A 19,722-nucleotide genomic window follows, 5' to 3' on the forward strand; every position below is an offset into this window, starting at 1 on the left:
TAATGATAAAAAGATTTTTGCAAATAGCTGTATTAGCAGGTGCTTTAATCACTACAGTAGGATGTGGTCGACTAAAAGATTCTAACCTGGCTAATAACCCAACTACTTCAACAAGTAAACAAAAAAGTTATCAAACAACTAGTACTAGCAAAAATGGTTATACTGTTTTGCTAAAAAATGGACAATATGTAACTAGTCCAATTACTGGATTATCTGCAACAACTAATGATAATACAATTGACACTAGAGCTTTGCAAAAGGGATTAGTTGATTTATCAAAAGATAAGTTTTCAACTAACCGTTATGTTTTCCAAGAAGGGCAAGTCTTAGACACAGGAACAGTAACTGATTGGCTAGCTCGCAAGAGCAAAGATAACCCAACTGGCTTGAACCCAGAGCAAGCAAGTAAAAAGTCCAAAAAATATGAACCATATATATTAGAAGAAATCTTAGAACAAGATTATCTAACAGGCTCTGGTTCAAATTATCATTTGGGTGGTGTATCAATTGCATTAGCATTGAATTCACAAGATTACTATCAAAAGAAAAAAGATGGTCCTGAAACTCAAGTAGATATTAATCGGGAAACTCAAGATAGTTTTGGCAAAAAAGCTGCTGATCTAGTAGTCCAAAGATTGCGCAAAAAAAAGGGTATGAAAAATATCCCAATTATGATAGCGTTATTTAGTAAGACAGGTAAAGATTCACTAGTTGGTGGAAATTATTTTAGTTATGGTGTAGCAGACAATAATAGTAGTAAAATAAATAGTTGGAAAGCTGTATCTGAAAAGACACAAGTCTTGCCAACTGTAGGTAATCAAAAAGCTATCAACAGTAATGATGCATCTGCTTTTAATAATTTCAAAACTGCTGTTCAAGGATATTTCCCAGATATTAGTGGTGTAATTGCATCTGTACATTATACTGATGGCAAGTTGGATCAAGAAAATATCCAAATTACAACGCAATTTTATGGGTATACACAAATTGAAAGCTTTTCTAGATTAGTACTCTCTGCAGCAAAGAAGTACTTACCAAATAATGTGCCAATTGAAATTAAGATTAGCTCAGTTCAAAATGTACAAGCCTTAGTAGCTAAAAATACTGCAGATGATAGTTATTATGTACATGTTTTTGGCGGTGAATAGGAGGAAATAGTTCGTGAAGATTACAAAAGAAGAAATCAAGCACGTAGCAACTTTGTCACGTCTTGAATTTAGTGAAGATGAAATTGATCAATTCACTCAACAAATGGATGATATTATCAACATGGCCAACACTTTAAGCGAAGTAGACACTGAAGGTGTTGTAGAAACTAACCAAGTAGTTGACCGTGATACTGTATTTAGAGCAGATAAAATAGAGCATTGGCAAACTAGAAAGCAAATGCTTGAAAATGTTCCAGAAACTAGTGATGGCTTCATTAAAGTGCCAGTGATTATTGATAAGGACGATAACGATTAATGAATTATTTAAATGAAACAATCGATTCACTTAACCATAAATTAGCAACTGGTGAACTTACAGCTAGTCGTTTAAGTGAAGATACTATTGCAAATATTAAAAAGACTGATGAAAAACTTAATGCTTGGATTACTGTAGCAGATGATGTCAAGGTAAAAGATGACCTTGATTTTTCAAATAAGCTAGCTGGTATTCCAATTGGTATTAAAGATAACATCGTAACTAATGGAATGTTAACTACTGCAGCAAGTCATATTCTAGACAACTTCATGCCAGTTTATGATGCCACTGTTATAACTAAGTTAAAAAAAGCTGGTGCAATATTAGCTGGAAAAACTAACATGGATGAATTTGCGATGGGTTCATCTAGTGAAAACTCATACTTTGGTGCAGTTCACAATCCATGGAATTTAGATAAGGTTCCAGGAGGTTCATCTGGTGGATCTGCTGCAGCTGTAGCTTCTGGTGAAATTGTTGCAGCATTAGGATCAGATACTGGAGGGTCTATTAGACAACCAGCTGCTTTTAATGGGATTTTTGGAATTAAACCAACTTATGGTCGAGTATCACGTTGGGGGTTAATTGCCTTTTCATCATCACTTGATCAAATTGGTGTTTTAACTAAGCGTGTTAAAGATTCTGCACAAGTATTAAATGTTATTGCAGGCCGCGATGAAAGAGATTCTACTGTATCTGAAAAGCAAGTCCCTGACTTTACTGAATTTTTGGGTAAAGATATTAAAGGATTGCGTGTTGCAGTACCAAAAGAATACATGAGTGATGCTGTAGATGAAGGGGTCAAAGAAGCAGTTCAAGGTCAAATTGACAACTTACGTGACGCAGGTGCAATTATTAATGAAGTTTCGCTACCTCATACTAAATATGTTGTTCAAACTTACTACATTATTGCATCTAGTGAAGCTTCATCTAACTTGCAAAGATATGATGGAATTCGTTATGGTTATCGTGCACAAGACACTAAGAACTTATTAGATGTTTATGTGAAATCACGTTCTGAAGGATTTGGTAAAGAAGTTAAGCGTCGCATTATGCTTGGTTCATTTGCATTATCTGCAGGAAGTTATGATAAGTTCTTTAGACAAGCTGCAAAAGTTAGAACATTAATTTGCCAAGACTTTGAGAAGATTTTTGCTGAAAACGATGTTGTTGTAGGCCCTACTACAACTGAACCTGCATTTAATATTGGTAGTGAAATTTCTGATCCAATTAAGATGTACAATAACGATATCTTGACTATCTCTGCTAACTTAGCGGGATTGCCTGCAGCAAGTGTTCCAGCTGGATTAGTTAATGGAATGCCAGTTGGTTTCCAAATTATGGCTAAACGCTTTGATGAAGCAAATGTCTTTAAAGTTGCTGACTTTATTGAAAGAAATAATGAATTTTATAAGATTACACCAACAGGAATGGAGGATTAAAGAATGAATTTTAAATCGACTATTGGACTAGAAGTTCACTTCGAGTTAAAGACAAAGAGTAAGATCTTTTCTCCAACTCCTGTAACTTATGGTGCTGAACCCAATACCGAAACTAACGTTATTGACTGGGGATTCCCTGGTGTATTGCCAGTGTTGAACAAAGAAGTTTATCGCTTAGGAATTATGGTTGCTATTGCAACTCACGCTAAGATTTCACCAGTAACTCACTTTGATCGTAAGAATTATTACTACCCAGATAATCCAAAGGCTTATCAAATTACTCAATTTTTCCAACCACTAGCACGCGACGGCTATGTTGAAGTTGAAGTTCATGGAAAGAAAAAACGTATTGGTATCCATGAAATGCATATTGAAGAAGATGCTGGTAAAAACACTCACGGATCTAATGGGTTTTCTTATGTTGACTTGAACCGTCAGGGTGTACCATTACTTGAAGTTGTTTCAGAACCTGATATGCAAGATCCAGATGAAGCATATGCATATCTAGAAAAATTGCGTCAGATCGTTCAATTTACTGGAGCTTCTGATGTTAAGATGGAGCAAGGTTCTATGCGTGTTGATACTAATATTTCAATCCGCCCTGCTGGACAAAAAGAATTAGGAACAAAAGTTGAAATGAAGAACTTAAACTCATTCCAACATGTTCGTCAATCTCTTGCATATGAAGAAAAACGTCAACAAGAAGTATTATTATCTGGTGGACAAATTCAATTATCAACCCGTCGTTTTGATGAAAATACTGGTAAGACAGTTTTGGAGCGTGTTAAAGAAGGCGATGCAGATTATCGCTACTTCCCAGAACCAGATATTCCTCCATATCACATCAAACAATCATGGATTGATGAAATTGCTGAACAAGTACCACAATCCCCAGCTGAACGCCGTAAGTACTATATTGATGAATTAGGAATTACTCCTTATGATGCAGATGTTATTTTGCAAACTAAGGAAAGTTCAGACTTCTTCAATGGTGCAATTGATGCTGGTGGTGATCCAAGATTAACTGCTAACTGGATGAACACTCAAGTTAATGGTTACTTGAATGACAACAAAGTTGAATTGAAAGATATTAAGCTAACGCCTGAAAACCTAGCTAAGATGATCCAATTGATTAAAGATGGTACTATTTCAAGTAAGATTGCCAAAAAAGTCTTCGCAGAAACTGTTAAAAATGGAACTGACCCTAAGAAATATGTTGAAGACAAAGGTATGGTTCAATTATCTGACCTTAGTGTATTGGAACCTATGGTTAAACAAATAGTAGATAATAACCCACAATCAGTTGAAGACTTTAAGAACGGTAAAGATCGTGCAATTGGCTTCTTAGTTGGTCAAATCATGAAGCAAACTCGTGGTAAAGCCAACCCTAAGATTGTTAACCAATTGTTGAACAAAGAATTACAAAGTCGTTAAAGTAGGTAAGTTGTTTAATGGTAAGGAAAGCAAGATTAATTTATAATCCTGTTTCAGGACATGAACAGATGCCAAAACAAGTTGGTGGAATTTTAAATATTTTGGAGCAAGCTGGCTTTGAAGCTAGTGCATTTCGTACAACTCCAGATAAATATTCTGCTCAACATGAAGCAACACGTGCTGCAAAAGCTGGTTTTGAGTTAATTGTTGCAGCTGGTGGCGATGGAACTATTAACGAAGTAGTTAATGGGATTGCATTTTTACCAAAAAGACCCAAAATGGCAATTATACCTGCGGGAACAACGAATGATTTTGCCAGAGCAATGAATATTCCTCGAGAAGATGGGATAGAAGCTGCTGAAATTATCTTAAAAAATAAAACTCGCAAAATGGATATTGGTAAAGCAGATGATAAATACTTTGTCAATATTGCAGCAAGTGGTTCACTGACTGAATTGACTTATGGGGTTCCATCTGAAATTAAATCAGCGATGGGCTATAGCGCATATTTACTAAAGGGTGCTGAAATGTTGCCCAATATAAGTAGTAATGATCTGCGCATGACCTATGATAAAGGCGTTTATGAAGGTGAGTTGTCCATGTTTTTGCTTGGGATGACGACATCTATTGGTGGACTTAATCAAGTGATGCCTGGTGCTGAATTAAGTGATGGATTATTTCAATTATTAATTGTGAAGCCATCTGATCCATTGAATATGCTTAGATTAATGGTGATGGCACTTAATGGTAAACATGTAAATGATCCTGGGATTATTTATACCAAAACAAAAAAACTCAAAGTTGAACTAATTGGAAAAAGTAGAGGTAAGGAAATACCTGTTAACCTAGATGGTGAAATAGGTGGATATTTGCCAGTTACATTTACTAATTTAAAACAGCACATTGAGTTTTACATTGGCTAAATATGTGAAAATACGGTTAAATAGAGTCTGGTATTAATCTAGACTCTATTTTTATGAAAGAGAAAATTTTTATCATGAAAAAGTATCTGATAAGTTAAAATTGACTCCTGATATGAATCGGAGATTTATAGTCAAAAATTTTACTAGAAGGAATAAATATTTAGATGCTAAAGAGGTATTATATGGAAAAAAATCAACTTGTAGAATTAACAATTACAGACTTGTCTTATGAAGCAATGGGAGTGGCACATTTAGATGGGATGACAATCTTTGTCAATAATGCACTTCCTGGTGAAGTGGTATCTGCTAGATTATTAAAGGTTAAAAAAAGTTTTGCTTTTGCAAAAATTGAAAAGATAATTAAGCAAAGCCCAGATCGTGTATCTATTAAATTAAATCAATGGGTACAAACAGGACTAGCTAGTCTAGCTCATCTAACTTATGAAAAACAACTAGAATTCAAGCAAACGCAAATAATCAACTTGCTTAAAAAAGTTCATTTAGATGACATTGAAGTAGCTAAAACTATGCCTTCGCCCCTTCAAGTAGGATATCGCAACAAAGCTCAAGTGCCAGTAAGAAGACTTAATGGTAAATTAGAGATTGGATTTTTCAGAAAACATTCACATGATTTAGTGCCATTAACTGACTTTTTCACAACTGATCCTAAGATTGATAAGGTCTTAGTTGCAGTGCGTGATATTTTGCGTAAAAATTATGTACCTGCATATGATGAAGCACATAATAAAGGTGAAGTTCGCTACCTAGAAGTTAGAAGAAGTATTGCTACTGGTGAAGTTATGGTGATATTAGTTTGCTTGCATAAAGATTTCAAGCAATTGCCTAATGTGATCAGTGAAATTAGCCAGATTGATGGAGTTACCAGCATCATTTTGAACCATAATCCTAAGAAAACTAATGTAATTTTGGGTAAAAATGATTACTTATTATGGGGCAAAGATCAAATCACTGATAAGGTTGGTGATCTGGAATTTAAGATTTCTCCACAATCATTTTTCCAAATCAATACCTTGCAAACGCCTAGACTATATGACCTAGCAATCAAGAGTGCTGACTTGCAAAAAGATGATGTTGTAGTTGATGCATATTCTGGTATTGGTACGATTGGATTAAGTGTTGCAAAGCATGTTAAGCAAGTTAGAGGGATTGAAGTTGTCAAAGATGCAGTGCAAGACGCTAGAGAAAATGCACAGTTAAATGGCATTGATAATGCGGAATACTTCGTTGGTAAGGCAGAAGAGATGATGCCACAATGGGCTGCAGATGGGATGCAAAGTGATGTAGTCTTTGTTGATCCTCCAAGAAAAGGGTTAACTTCTGAATTCATTGATGCGACAGTTAAGACTAATCCGAAAAAAGTAGTTTATATTTCATGTAATCCAGCTACTTTGGTTCGTGATTTGGTTGAGTTTAAAGAAAAAGGCTATAACTTCAACAAGATTACCCCAGTTGATATGTTCCCACAGACTCCACATATTGAATCTATTACTGTTCTCGAACGTACAGAAAAATAGCCGATAAACCGCGTCATAACGGTATTTACAGATGATTGAAAGTGTATTTTTTCCTTTCTAAGTGATTGGAATTAGTACACTTTTTCTATTTAAGGTCGGCGGGTCGAGTGTTCAATGTCCTATTTCGATAGTCGAGTATGCTAATGTCCAGTTTAGCGGGTCGTGTTGATTGAGGTAGTGAATGTGTGTAAAAGTTGATATGAAGGCAGATACAGATGGTGCGAAAATAGACTAATTTGGTGCTCAGGGGTGAGTGGGCGAAAGCAATATTGTATTTTGCTTATTTTGCTTGAAAATTAGAAAATTTGCAGGACAGTTGTGTACTCGACGTATAATATTAATAAAAGAAGATCATTAAGGTAGGTAGCAGAATGGCAAATCGACAAATCAATATTGAAAATCTAACGATGAACGAAGTACTTAAATCAATGCATCGATTAGGTGGGCAAGTTACCAGGAAAGAAATACGACAGGATATTCACGATAATTCAAATGTCATTTCCGAAGATGAAGTAGATAAAATTAAGGTTTCTAAAAAGACAGGCAATAAATACAGTCCGTTTGCGTGGACACTTAATTATGCCGTTAAATATCTGATCATGACTGGGTATCTTATACAGGATGGACGACTACTTGAGTTATCAGAAAAAGGCCGCAATGTTGAACTGTCTTCCTTTGATGGTGCCCGTGATGTTCGTCCAATAGTTGAAAAGATGCTTACTAAACAAAAACAAAAAAGTTATATAGAGCCATTAGTTCAAGAATGGCTAGATGCATATAGAGGACTAAGAAAAGATCCTGATGATATGACAGAAATTCTTATTCTTTGCTCAAAGAACATTGCGTTATTTAATATGGTTTTCAAAAACCCTAGACTATTTCATGAAGAGGAGTTTAGATTTGTATCATTACGAAAAAATGACGGTACAGTTTCTCCAGAATTAAAAATAAATGGAGTTCCTTATATCAACTGTGAGTTTGTTCCTAAGTATATACAATGGTTACTTTATCACCAGTATGCAATGTAAGCCTGAAAGAAGTTAGGGCAGTTATTAAAAGATACAAGTTAAGTGCTGATGTTAGAAATAGCAAACTGCCGTATTAAAATGAATTTTACAAAATGTGTTAGTTAGTAATGTTTTTATAAAGGAGATAGATGGACATGGTTACTAAGAAGTATGCACCAGAGTTTGAGAAATATATGCAAATGATAATACATTGCAGTAATTATGATGGAATGCCTTACAGAAGGGAAAAGGATGGTACTGTCGGATGGGTGGCAACCGCAAATTCTAAGATAGGCAAGGAACGACAAGAGTGGATAGATAAAAAGGCTAAGGAATTAGGGATCACTGGTTCTAGCAAAAATGCAAAAGTAGCCCTTGCTATCCATCCTACCAAAGAGAAAGTTTGCCAGATATGTGGGAAGAAAATGTCGTTACGTTATATTTATCCTAATAAGAATTTTGTTAAATATTTAGAAAAAAGGTATGATTATGATTTTAATAGATATGATTCTGTATTTGACGTTATTAAATACTTAAGAAAATCTGGGATTAATGATGAAAATATAAAGAATATGTTGATTAAACACGCTAAATTGTCATTAAATGAGATGGGAAATAAATCGATTGATGAAATTATTAATACTATTGAGAAAAAATGTAGAAATTCAAATCTAAAAATGTTTGGACCAGGAGCAATGTCTGACTGGCCAGATCGTTTTGATGGGTACCATTCCTATAATAGATGCTGTCGAAAAAGAGAAGACAAAGGTAGAAGTGATTCCAACCTTAAATCATATACTAAAGATAGACGAGCTTATGAATATTGGAGTGATGGGAATATAGTCGCTGCTAATAAATTTATGGGGAGTAAATATTTTGATGGTGTTTCTGCAGACCACATAGGGCCTATTTCTCTAGGATTTATTCATGATCCTCATTTTTTGCAGCGAATGTCTGGATCAGCAAATTCGTCGAAGCGTGATAGACTTAAAATGGATGATTTTAACCTTATAAAGGAGAAAGAAAAGAAGTATAGAATAAAACCTATCTCTTGGTTTGCTTCGGATATTTGGGCAAAAATGGAAACATCCGTTTGTAATGATGATGATCTTAAAAAGTATAGGACAATATTAAAACAAAATATGAATGCATATATGGAATGCTTATGGATAATTAGTAGTAATACAGATGATGGGAAAGGAAACGACTTTTTAACTAGGGTCTTGCTCAAGCCAAAGGAATCATATTTTAGGTATAATTATCACTTTAATTCAATTAATGGTTCTTATGATAAGACTCCTAAAAAAGTAAGTAAGCAGTTAACTAAAGAGTATGAAAGGTATATAAGAGTTTCTTTCCAATCAGTAGAAGATTACCATAATAAAAACAATAGGCATATCAAATCGATTTTAAATAAACAGGAAAAGCAAGAATTATCTTCTTTGTGTAAAAAAATAAATACTAATGTTTCTGATCCGATCGTATTTAATCAGTTTGTTTTACTTAATAAAAGCATCCAACACAGATTGTTAAGAAATTAAAAATAGATGTTAGTGAAAAAATCAGGTATTACATAATTTTTCGCTAGCATCTATTTTATTGCTAATAATTTTGATTAGTAATTGTATTCATGTACTGTTGAATACTTATTTCATTTTGAATAAATTGTTGATATAGGCCTTCACTTTGGGGAACTTTTACTAGACGGTTATGTTCAATATCTTCAATATTAGAAATTGCATCGGATACAGATATAAAATGATTTTGAGTTGTTTTCGTAGGATATAAAGATTCAGGATCTACATTTAAATCATTTCTAATACCTATAATTATTACTCTTTTCCTTTTTTGCGGGACGGCGTACTCATTAAACATAAGTTGCTTCCCCATGACATTATAGTTTAAGTCCTTAAAAACCTGCTTAATTTCATTATATGTTTTTCCCGATTTATAGCTCAACAATCCCGGTACATTTTCAAAGATGAAAGCTTTAGGAGTTACACCCTTTACTATTTTGTAAAACTGTTTAAAGAGTTTGTTTCTTGGGTCATCATCTCTTCGAAAGCCGGCTAATGAAAATCCTTGACAAGGAGGACCTCCGGCAATAATATCAGCCTTTTCTTTGATAGCTTTAGATATAATTTCATGTTGTATTAACTCGTCATTAATATCGCCACAAAGTACATCCGTTTCAGGGTTGTTTATTTTTAGAGTAATACAAGCGCTTTTGTCTATGTCATTAGCAATAATGTGCTTAATACCAGCTTCTTTCATTCCATAAAACATTCCGCCTGCTCCGGCAAAAAGTTCGACAGCATTTGACACGTGAAGCTGTTCTTTAAGTTGTTTTCCTAATTGAAATCCAATAATAGGGGGTACAGCATTTCCAATTTGATTTAGTTTGTCCCTTTGATTACCAAAAAAATAGTAGCTATCGGGGAAACTTTGTAATCGAGCAGCTTCCCTAGTCGTGATCACTCGATCCTTAACTGGATGTATATAGCAACCGTTTCCCGGTCTATTAAAATATGTTGTTATGGTGTAACTTGGATTATTATATTTTAATCGACCATATAAAGTAGTTCGCCCTCCAGATTTTACTATACCTTGCAATCTTTTAGATTTTTGTACTATCTTATCTGGAATGTTTTGCCAATTTCCACCCTCTGGTATACTTTTAACCATTTGCATATCAAGGTCACTAAGTTTATAGGTGGTGTTGTTTAATAATAAATGATTATCTATAGCTGATCTGACCTCCATTTTTTTATTTTGTGCAATTTCACTAATATCATCCTCAAAAGGTGTGAGTAATGATAGTTGAACATTTTTTGCTTTTTCAGTTTTATTCATTTTTTGCTTTTGTCCTTGTGGTATGTTTTTTATAGTATTTTTGGAATTTTTAAAGTAATTAACTACTTTTTGATTTATTTTTTTATTTAATTCAATTGAAGGATTAGATACCATTTCTTTTACAAGTGAAGATAATTCTGTAACTTGTTTTAAAGAAACAATAGGTAAAGGAAGCAAATCAATTTGGTAATTGTTAACATGGCTATTACTACTAAAAAGCTTAAAATACCAATTGACTATGTTGGAATTTAAAACACCAAGTAGGAAAAAAAGGTCTATCCCAAATCGATTCTCAGAAATACTCAAAAAATTGCAAGAATTGCCTAGAATGTGTTTAGGGGGGATAAGAGAAAAAATAAGTCTATCTTTTTTATCAATATTAACAATTTGCTGACAAGCAATTCGAAAATTTTGCGTATATCTTGCTTTTTTTGAATATTTTAAAAAACTTGGTTTAACATATAAAACATTGTCCCTGTCCATTTTATATTTATGAATATTTCTTCCCTTAATAAGTTTCAACGAAGTAGGATTTTCGGTAATAAAATTTTTGTTTAGCGAAATATCCAATTCACCACGCTGGTTTAAAATAAAATCTAAGTCTTTTAACTTAGGTGATTGTTCAAGCAAATTTAAAATTTCATAGTTATGCTCATCTGTGATGATTATGGAATTATCATGTGAATTATTAATAAGTTGTTGTTTATTAACATAAGAGTGGCTGTAAGTATGATCTTTATGGATTATCACATGTATGCCATGATTAGAAATAGATTTTTGATTAATCATGGTTAAATATGACAGTGACTGCTTTGCATCAACAGCGTATGACGATTCTGGTATGTAACCAACGGTTGTTAAATCCTTGCTAATGACGTACTTTCTTAAAAGTGAACAAGTTTTATCAGTGAGAATAGTCGATGGTATTAATAATGCAATTCTGCTACCAGGATGGCTGTATTGTGAAATGATCTCCTCTGAAAAATATTTATAGAGATTAGCACCTCCTTTCGGGGACATAGGAAATCTAGAGCTAGCATCATTTTTTATCTGTGCATAATTTTCTTTAACATTTAAAAAATTATGGACATCAGCAAATTGCCGTTTTTCTGCTCTTAAATTTTTGTAAGGAGGATTTGTAACAATTATGTCAAATTGATTTTTTGAAAAATAGTTGCTTATTGGTTTATATTCTGCTGGGTGTTGAGAAGAAAGGTCATAAATTAATGCCCCTCCTATATTGGTATCCTTTGAACAAATGTTAATATCAAAATACTCTTTTGCAAATAATTTGAGTAATGACCTGTATTTCTTTGCAGCCACTTTATCCGATTCACAGTAATAAATATTGTGAATCAAATTAAGTGCTTGATTTTTTGTTAAGTTAAATTGTTCCTTTATTACCCGTAAGTAGGCAAAAACAAATGAACCCAGACCGCCACAAGGCTCTAGAAATGAAAGGGACCATATATGTTTTTCATTGAGAAGTTTTGTAGTTGAAAACATATTTTTCATAATAAAGTATGCCAGGTCGGGGTGAGTATAATAGATCCCGTTTTGCCTCTTAACTTCTGACACTAGTGATTTTTGATAGTCATTAGAAATTGTGATTAATTTATTCCAAGTATTCATAAGATCCCCCTCTTTTACTTTAGAAAGTATACCTCATCTTAGAAAAAGAGACAATATAAATGAGACAAAATAGCAATTAAGGATTTATTTAATCGTTGTCAAAGGCAATAATTATTAAACTAATATTTTTCCAAAAACTAATGAAATAGTTGGCTCTAATTCATCTTAAATTTCCACTATAATTCAGAATTTATAGCCCGAGTTAATAACTGTGCTAATTCAGCGCGAATAGTATAAATCGCTTAGTAAAGCGGTTAGTCAATATCCAACTGATCTCGTGGCATATTGAAAGTGTGACAGTACTAGAGCGTGCAGGAGAATAAATAATAATATTAGGAACATTTGTGATGAAGATGATAGTAAAGCACAAATGATAGGATTCAAAAATTGTGAATCGACTAAAATTAAAAATACAATAGATAATATTAATCATCCTGTTTAAGTTTGCCGTTCATCTATTTTATCTTATCTCCACATGATTAATATCTTCAATCTCTATAATATGTTCATCAATCATCACTTTATCTTCATCAAAACCCAAAACATGCCCCGAAAAACTCTTAGGAATTACTCCTTCCTGATCTAGTAATCCAAGTTGTACAGATATGATACGCTTTTCGCTGTATGCTTTCATCAAAACCTTACTTATATCTTCAATAGACATTTCTTCTTTTTTGACCTCTACATAGGCATTAGCTTCACTCTTTTTATGCATCTTCAGCACATGATCGCTTAGATAAAATCCAGCCCACTTAACCATTCCACGATCGTGGTAATGTCTAAAAAAACAATCTACCTGCTTGTCAAAATCACTATTCATAAGCATTACCACCATTGTGGCCGCCAACTAGTTGACTACGCTGAACAGCAGTAGCACCTTTCATAAGACTAGAAGCCTTAATAACACTACTAAACCCATATTTTTTTCGTAATTTATCAACCGTATAATCTAAATTGCGTGCTTTAATTTCTTGTTGAGGATCTTTGAAAATATTGAGTTGCTGACTAATATCGGGCGAAAGACAACTATAATCTACGCCGATGTTTCTGACAGGAACATGATTCCATTCTTGTCTAAAAATAGAAATTAATGTGCTTACTAGTGCATCATTTGAAGAGGTAGAAATAATCTTTTTTTGAATAGAAAAACCTCTTTTATTGATGTCATAATCTAACGCAGCATAAGAATAGCCAATTGAAAGACTAACTTTTCCAGCTCTTAAACCATGAGCACGTATTCGAGCAGCAACTTGCTCACCAATCTCTCTAATTACAATTTCAATCTCATTTTGTTTATAGTAATCCCGCGGTAGAACTTGAGAATTACTATAACTTTTTGATTTTGGAACATACTTATGTGAGATAATGCTACGATCAACACCCCAACTCATTGCAAAAAGTTGCTCACCTATGACTCCGAACTCTTTTTTCAGAATTGAAGGATCAGTATGCGCTAACTCATACATATTATTAATCCCTAATCGCCTTAAATGTGTTGCAGTTCTCTTCCCAATACCCCAGACATCTTCCAGACAGCTAATCTTCCAAATTTTATCAGGAACATCTATATAATGCCATCGAGCGATCAATGAGTGATTATGCTTAGCCTCAATGTCCATCGCCAATTTGGCCAAAAGAGGATTCTCGCCAATTCCGCAGGTTGTATATAGGCCAAGCGTATCCTTAATATCTTTCTGAATTTTTCTGGCTACCAGATATGGATCATCACCGAATAATTTCCAAGACTTCGTCATATCTATCATTGACTCATCAATAGAATAAACGTGTATATTTTCTGGGGCAGCATATTTCTCAAAAATTTGCACAACTTCCATGCTCCGTTTAATGTACAAATTCATATGCGGGCTAACAATCTTAAGACTGCTCGCTTTTTTTAAGCTAGGTAAATCCCTACCACGCATGACATTTTTAATGTCATATCTTTTCTTAGCCATAGGTGAAGAAGCCATGATTAAACCTGAGTTAAATGAAGCACCTGGCTGTCTAGACATCACAACTAACTCAGCTAGCATCGGGTTAAGGCCAAGTCGTATACACTCGCAACTTGCGTAAAAACTCTTCATATCTATCATAAAAATAACTCTGTGCGGTTCATATTTATAATCATACATGGCAACTTATCACTCCTTGCCATATTATACAAACATATGTTTGTATTTTCAATAAAAACTAATAGAGATCTGTATCAGTATTTTTGCAAATTATTAACAACTGTTATATAAGAATCCAGAATGGCAAGCCGAATGTTTTGCAGGTGAGTTGCTAATGTCTTAATAAAAAAACACATATTTAAATTTCAAAACACAGTCAGCTCAATATGGGAAAATTCATGTTGAGCTTTTTTCGTGTCTAAAATTCACAATTGTTTTTGTACGGAGTGACCATGTTTTTATGTCAAAAATTAAAGCACCAAGGCCAAAAACTAACCCCATTAATCCCCATAAAATAACCGACACCAATATGGCATCAATTGAGCCATTATCAAGTAACTCCAGATGATCAATATGTGTGATATTAAAGATTGCTGATCGTTTGGTGATCGTTTGATTAGTATAATATTCAATGCTTAAAAACTAATATAATTGTTGATATATCACCAAATTACAATGTTAATTGATCGTTTGGTGTTAAAGTAAAATAATATATAGCCACTTGTGCTAAAAATTATTACGATCATTTAACCACTGACCAAATAGTTGTAGAACTATCCCTACAATGATTGGGGCAATACATAAAAAGCGAACACTGAAAAATAATTAGGAGCACATTATCGTAGCAAACCATAAAATTGAAACTGAAAATAAAGCTATGAAAGATATCTTAATAGCAATGCAAAATCTGGGTGGACCAGTTACTAGAAAAGATATCTTGCAAGAATTAAGAGAAAACTCTAACTATTTTTCACAAGAACAAATTGACAAAGAAAAAACATCAAAGAATACTGGCACAGTATATCATCCCTTTAGATACACTCTTAATTTTGCAGTAAAGTATTTGATACTAGCTGGATTTATTGAAGACTTGGGACATTATCAATTAGAGCTTTCTTAAAAAAAGGTAGAAATGTTGATTTAAATACATTTAATGCACAAAAAGATGTTAGATTAATTTTGGATCAAAATAGTAAAGAAAGTGAAGCAGAAGATGAAACTGCAGAAGCGGATGATGTAAGTGATGAAGAGTCTTGGCGGTGTCAGTTATTGGATGCATTAATGAAAATGAATCCTAAAAAGTTTGAATTGTTTTGCCGAGGGCTATTAGTGAGAATGGGCGTTGATGTGGATGACAAGATTGGCGTCCAATATGTTGCAGATGGCGGGTTAGCTGGATTTGGTTATGTGCAAGCAGATGATTATCGAACTACACGAGTAGCATTGCAGGCAAAGCGCTGGCAAGGCAAAGTGTCTTCTCTTGAAATTGATAAATTCCGTGGTGCGATGGATAAGTATAATGTCGAATTTGGCATTTTTATTACTAATTCTGATTTCACTCGGGATGCTAGAAAGACTGCCAGACAAGGCACTAGGATTATTACTTTAATTAATGGTGAGAAGATTTGTGATTTGGTTGCGAAGTATAATTATTATGTAGAACCAGTAACTACCTATCGTTTGAAAAATTTTTATTTAGATGAAGATTAGAATAGGTAATTAATTGAATTAAGGTAATATAGTTCACCAAAACAGTGTTCATTATGGTATACTCTCAAGTTTGACACTTTTTCGAGCAAAAATAATGGGTTTGAACTCTTGATAGATATAGCTTAACAAAAATGAATTAATTTAAAAGTGTCAAATTCCCGGCTAGAAAGTCATCTGATTTTTATGATTGGATGGTTAATGGTTAATTAGTATTGTATGGTTCAGGTTAAATAATTGATAATAGTTCAATATGGAAAAAATCATGTTGGGCTTTTTTAGTGTCTAAATATTGCAGTTAGTCTAGTATAATAGGGTGTAGAAATTTTTAAGAATAATGGAATAGGATAATTGTAAGTATGATAACATCAGATGAAATAAAGCGTAGATTATGGAATGGAGCCAATGATCTTAGAGGTTCAATGGATGCAAGTCAATATAAAAATTATATGCTTGGCTTAATGTTTTATAAATTTCTAAGTGATAAAACACTTCAGACTTTTAAAATAAGTGCTGGAATAAAAGATCCACAAAATATTTTTGTAGAGTATGAAACAAATTATAAAAAATATGGTGATCAGCTTACTAAAATGCTCCAAGATAAATTAGGTTATTATGTAAAACCTCAATATCTATATCAGAAATGGGTAAAAGATATAAATGAAGGTAATTTTGAACTACAAAATGTTATGGATAGTTTAAATAATTTTGAGCGTTCTATTGCCATTAGTGATAATTATGATGACTTTAAAGGCTTATTTTCGACTTCAATCATTGATTTGACTGATTCAGGATTAGGTAGTGATCTAAATAAGCGAAGCAAAAATATTCGGGATTTGATCATGTTATTCGCTGATCTGAATATGATTGAACTTGAAAATGCGGATATCTTAATGAATATTTGATCGGGCAATTTGCTTCTAATGCGGGTAAAAAGGCAGGAGAATTCTATACTCCAAGACAAGTTAGTGAAGTTATGGCACAAATTGTAGCTAAAACAACCACTGTAAAATCAATTTATGATCCAACGGTCGGATCTGGTTCTTTGTTGTTGACTGTAGGAGATCATTTAAATAAAAAAGCAAAAAGCCAACTTCAATATTATGGTCAAGAATATATTACAGAAACCTATAATTTGACTCGGATGAACTTATTATTGCATGGTGTTCGACCAGAAAATATGACCATAAAAAATGGAAATACCTTAGCCCAAGATTGGCCTGAAGATCCTAGTCAACCAGGTGAAGGTGTTCAATTTGATGCTGTTGTGATGAATCCACCATATTCTGATAAGAAATGGAACAAGCATGAAGATACTCCATTAAAAGTTAGTGATCCTAGATTTTCTAGTTTTGGTGTTTTGCCCCCAGACTCTAAAGGTGATTTTGCATATTTGATGCATGGTTTATATCACTTAGGCCAACAAGGCACTATGGCAATTGTATTACCTCATGGGGTCTTATTTAGAGGGGACACAGAAGGTATTATTCGTCAAAAGTTAATTGATAAAAATTATATTGATGCAATTATTGGCTTGCCAAGTAATATGTTTACTAATACTGGTATACCTGTCGTAGTTATAATCTTAAAGAAAAATCGTGATTTGAATGCACCAGTCTTAGTTATTGACGCATCTAATGACTATGCAAAGATAGGTAAAAACAATGTCTTACGCGAACGTGATATTGCTAAGATTGTGGATACCTATATTAATAAGACAGAGGTTAAGCACTATAGTCATTTAGCGTCTTTAAAAGAGATTAAAGCAAATGATTATAACTTAAATATTCCACGTTATGTTGAAGCTAAATATTCTGAACTTGTTCAAGATGTTGATGGATATTTACAAGGAGGAATTCCTAAAAAGAGCCTTGATGAATTAAAGGTAATTCAAAATGTCGCTCCTGAAGTAATTAAGGCTGCTTTTAAAGAAATTCGACCTGGATATGTAGAATTAACACAAGATGTTAATACAATGAAGAAAAATATTTTGGCCGATGATAAGATCAAAAATAAAATTGATGATCTATCACAAGATATTAAGGCATACTTTGACAAATATTATGTTCAATTAAAAGAAGTTGATCAAAATACTGAATTGAATGAACTTAAAGACGAGATGTTAACAGATATCAAGAATTTATTAGCAAAATATGATTATGTTGATAAATATGCTGGATATCAAATTATTGCTGAATTATGGAATAAATATCTAAAAAATGATCTAGAATTAATTAGTAATGAAGGTTTTTATAAAGCTGGAAGGACTCGCCAACCTAATATGGTCACAAAGGGGCAAGGTGCTAAAAAACATGAAGAACAAGATGGATGGGTTGGTGCAATAGTTCCTGTTGAATTGATCAAACAAGAATTATTTAAAGATGAATTAGATCAAATTGAAGAAGAGAAAAGTAAAGTTAGTGACTTTCAAGCTCAATTAGATGAAATTAGTGACTCTTTATCAGAAGATGATGGTGAATTTGAAGTATTAAATGATGATAATACAGAATTTAATATCAAAGAAGTAAAAACTGAATTAAATGAAGCATTAAACAATATTACCATTCCAGAAGTTGAAGCATTAAATGATTACTTAAACTTTTTAGAAACTAAGCCTAATAAAGCTGATAAGCTTGATTATATGGCTCAACATCAGCCAGTTAATTGGAATAAAATTGACCAAAATAAAGATCGTACTGTTGGTAAAAGTAGTGTAAAAAAGCGTATTAAAGAACTGCAGGATAATTTTAAGTTTCCAGATGATAGTTTTGAAAGTAAGTTAGTTAAAGTCATAGATATTGTTGATAATCAAAAGCAATTTGAAAAGAATATAAAAAATCAAGAAAAGCAATTAAATGATGCAGTATATGATCGAATTGAAAAATTAACTGATAAAGAAATTGATCAATTAGTTTATAAAAAATGGTTTGGTAGCCTTTTGAATAAGTTTATTGCTTTAGTTAAGGCACCTATTAATGAAGAAATTAGTACTTTAGAAAAATTGAATTCAATGTATTCAGAAACAATAAATGATTTAGATCAAGAAATTAGTAGTGCTGAAGATGAATTTAATCAGATGTTGAGTGAATTGGTGGTGAAATAATGAGTAGTGAAGAAAAATTAGTGCCGAAAAGAAGGTTTAGAGAGTTTAGGGATGCTCCAGCTTGGGAAGAGAGGAAGTTTGCTGAGGTAGCAACAACACGAAGAGGACTTACTTATAAACCTCAGGATGTTATGAACGGTGATAACAATAATAGTCGTGTCCTTCGTTCTTCAAATATTAATGGAAATACTTTTGAAATTCATAGTGATGATGTTTTTGTTAATAAAGATTCTGTTAATATCTCTTACGTTCGTAATGGTGATATTCTTATCACAGCCGCTAACGGCTCAAGCAAATTAGTTGGAAAACATGCGATAATTCATGATATTCCTGAGAAATCCGCTGTTCATGGAGGATTTATGCTGTTGGCTTTTTCAGATAATTCAGAGTTTTTAAATGCGTTAATGGGTTCACCCTGGTATTCAAAATTTATAAATAATTACGTTGTAGGTGGAAATGGAGCAATAGGAAATCTTAAAAAAAATGATTTAGATAGCCAAATAGTATATATTCCTTTAAAGGCTGAAATTAAAAAAATAGGCAAATTCTTTCAAAATCTAGACCATCTCATAACCCTCCAACAACGCAAACTCGACAAACTCAAAAATCTCAAACAAGCATATTTAAATGAAATGTTTGTCTAATCAAAATTAATAAAAGGAGAAAAAATCTA

Annotated in this window: 15 protein-coding genes and 2 pseudogenes; 12 read left to right on the forward strand and 5 right to left on the reverse strand. The window is 33.0% G+C overall.

Annotated elements, in window-relative coordinates; genetic code table 11:
* Nucleotides 1-5 precede the first annotated feature (5 nt).
* The 8 genes from AC38BG_RS03875 to AC38BG_RS03910 all read left to right on the forward strand — a co-directional run bounded on the left by AC38BG_RS03875 (nucleotide 6) and on the right by AC38BG_RS03910 (nucleotide 9,343).
* Nucleotides 6-1,148 carry a CamS family sex pheromone protein gene (locus AC38BG_RS03875; protein ID WP_489937836.1) on the forward strand — a complete coding sequence of 381 codons (1,143 nt, stop codon included), beginning with the start codon at nucleotides 6-8 and terminating at the stop codon, nucleotides 1,146-1,148.
* 13 nt (nucleotides 1,149-1,161) lie between these two features.
* On the forward strand, nucleotides 1,162-1,464 hold the full coding sequence (gene gatC, locus AC38BG_RS03880) for an Asp-tRNA(Asn)/Glu-tRNA(Gln) amidotransferase subunit GatC (protein ID WP_489936561.1): 303 nt from the start codon (nucleotides 1,162-1,164) through the stop codon (nucleotides 1,462-1,464).
* Nucleotides 1,464-2,903 carry an Asp-tRNA(Asn)/Glu-tRNA(Gln) amidotransferase subunit GatA gene (gatA, locus tag AC38BG_RS03885; RefSeq protein ID WP_489936562.1) on the forward strand — a complete coding sequence of 480 codons (1,440 nt, stop codon included), beginning with the start codon at nucleotides 1,464-1,466 and terminating at the stop codon, nucleotides 2,901-2,903. Before gatC ends, gatA begins: the two co-directional genes overlap by 1 nt.
* A 3-nt stretch (nucleotides 2,904-2,906) precedes the next feature.
* Nucleotides 2,907-4,337: an Asp-tRNA(Asn)/Glu-tRNA(Gln) amidotransferase subunit GatB gene (gene gatB, locus AC38BG_RS03890; RefSeq protein ID WP_489936563.1), complete on the forward strand. Its 1,431-nt coding sequence runs from the start codon at nucleotides 2,907-2,909 to the stop codon at nucleotides 4,335-4,337.
* Between the two features lie 17 nt (nucleotides 4,338-4,354).
* A complete protein-coding gene (locus AC38BG_RS03895) occupies nucleotides 4,355-5,260 on the forward strand; it encodes a diacylglycerol kinase family lipid kinase (protein WP_489936564.1) in 906 nt (301 codons plus the stop codon).
* 182 nt (nucleotides 5,261-5,442) lie between these two features.
* Entirely contained in the window at nucleotides 5,443-6,795 is a 1,353-nt protein-coding gene (rlmD, locus tag AC38BG_RS03900) for a 23S rRNA (uracil(1939)-C(5))-methyltransferase RlmD (RefSeq protein WP_489936565.1), read from the forward strand.
* Nucleotides 6,796-7,166: 371 nt separating this feature from the next.
* The gene (locus AC38BG_RS03905) at nucleotides 7,167-7,823 is read left to right on the forward strand and encodes a winged helix-turn-helix domain-containing protein (RefSeq protein ID WP_489936566.1); all 657 of its coding nucleotides are present in this window, start codon (nucleotides 7,167-7,169) and stop codon (nucleotides 7,821-7,823) included.
* A gap of 134 nt (nucleotides 7,824-7,957) precedes the next feature.
* A complete protein-coding gene (locus AC38BG_RS03910; RefSeq protein ID WP_489936567.1) occupies nucleotides 7,958-9,343 on the forward strand; it encodes a hypothetical protein in 1,386 nt (461 codons plus the stop codon).
* A gap of 61 nt (nucleotides 9,344-9,404) precedes the next feature.
* Here the strand turns inward: AC38BG_RS03910 and dcm are convergent, their stop codons facing one another.
* The 5 genes and pseudogenes from dcm to AC38BG_RS03935 form a co-directional block, all read right to left on the reverse strand.
* The gene (gene dcm / locus AC38BG_RS03915) at nucleotides 9,405-12,287 is read right to left on the reverse strand and encodes a DNA (cytosine-5-)-methyltransferase (protein WP_489936568.1); all 2,883 of its coding nucleotides are present in this window, start codon (nucleotides 12,285-12,287) and stop codon (nucleotides 9,405-9,407) included.
* A 460-nt stretch (nucleotides 12,288-12,747) separates the two neighbouring features.
* Nucleotides 12,748-13,107, reverse strand: coding sequence for a hypothetical protein (locus AC38BG_RS03920; RefSeq protein ID WP_489936569.1), 360 nt, complete (start codon nucleotides 13,105-13,107; stop codon nucleotides 12,748-12,750).
* Nucleotides 13,100-14,419 (reverse strand): Y-family DNA polymerase, encoded by a 1,320-nt coding sequence (locus tag AC38BG_RS03925; protein ID WP_489936570.1) that lies wholly within the window; start codon nucleotides 14,417-14,419, stop codon nucleotides 13,100-13,102. The genes AC38BG_RS03920 and AC38BG_RS03925 overlap by 8 nt, the downstream gene beginning before the upstream one ends.
* A gap of 216 nt (nucleotides 14,420-14,635) precedes the next feature.
* Entirely contained in the window at nucleotides 14,636-14,872 is a 237-nt protein-coding gene (locus AC38BG_RS03930; RefSeq protein ID WP_489937837.1) for a DUF3021 family protein, read from the reverse strand.
* A 93-nt stretch (nucleotides 14,873-14,965) separates the two neighbouring features.
* Nucleotides 14,966-15,043 (reverse strand): annotated as a pseudogene (locus AC38BG_RS03935) (type I toxin-antitoxin system Fst family toxin); the annotation flags it as partial.
* A 34-nt stretch (nucleotides 15,044-15,077) separates the two neighbouring features.
* On the opposite strand from AC38BG_RS03935, the pseudogene AC38BG_RS03940 reads away from it, so the two are divergent.
* From AC38BG_RS03940 to AC38BG_RS03955, 4 genes and pseudogenes are all read left to right on the forward strand, one after another.
* Nucleotides 15,078-15,949, forward strand: a pseudogene (locus tag AC38BG_RS03940) (restriction endonuclease).
* Between the two features lie 356 nt (nucleotides 15,950-16,305).
* Nucleotides 16,306-16,851, forward strand: a complete 546-nt coding sequence (locus AC38BG_RS03945) for a type I restriction-modification system subunit M N-terminal domain-containing protein (RefSeq protein ID WP_489936571.1) — start codon at nucleotides 16,306-16,308, stop codon at nucleotides 16,849-16,851.
* A complete protein-coding gene (locus tag AC38BG_RS03950; protein WP_489936572.1) occupies nucleotides 16,848-19,049 on the forward strand; it encodes a type I restriction-modification system subunit M in 2,202 nt (733 codons plus the stop codon). Before AC38BG_RS03945 ends, AC38BG_RS03950 begins: the two co-directional genes overlap by 4 nt.
* Nucleotides 19,049-19,693, forward strand: a complete 645-nt coding sequence (locus tag AC38BG_RS03955) for a restriction endonuclease subunit S (RefSeq protein WP_489936573.1) — start codon at nucleotides 19,049-19,051, stop codon at nucleotides 19,691-19,693. Before AC38BG_RS03950 ends, AC38BG_RS03955 begins: the two co-directional genes overlap by 1 nt.
* Nucleotides 19,694-19,722: the final 29 nt, after the last annotated feature.

The sequence above is a fragment of the Lactobacillus sp. M44 genome (genome assembly GCF_058130005.1).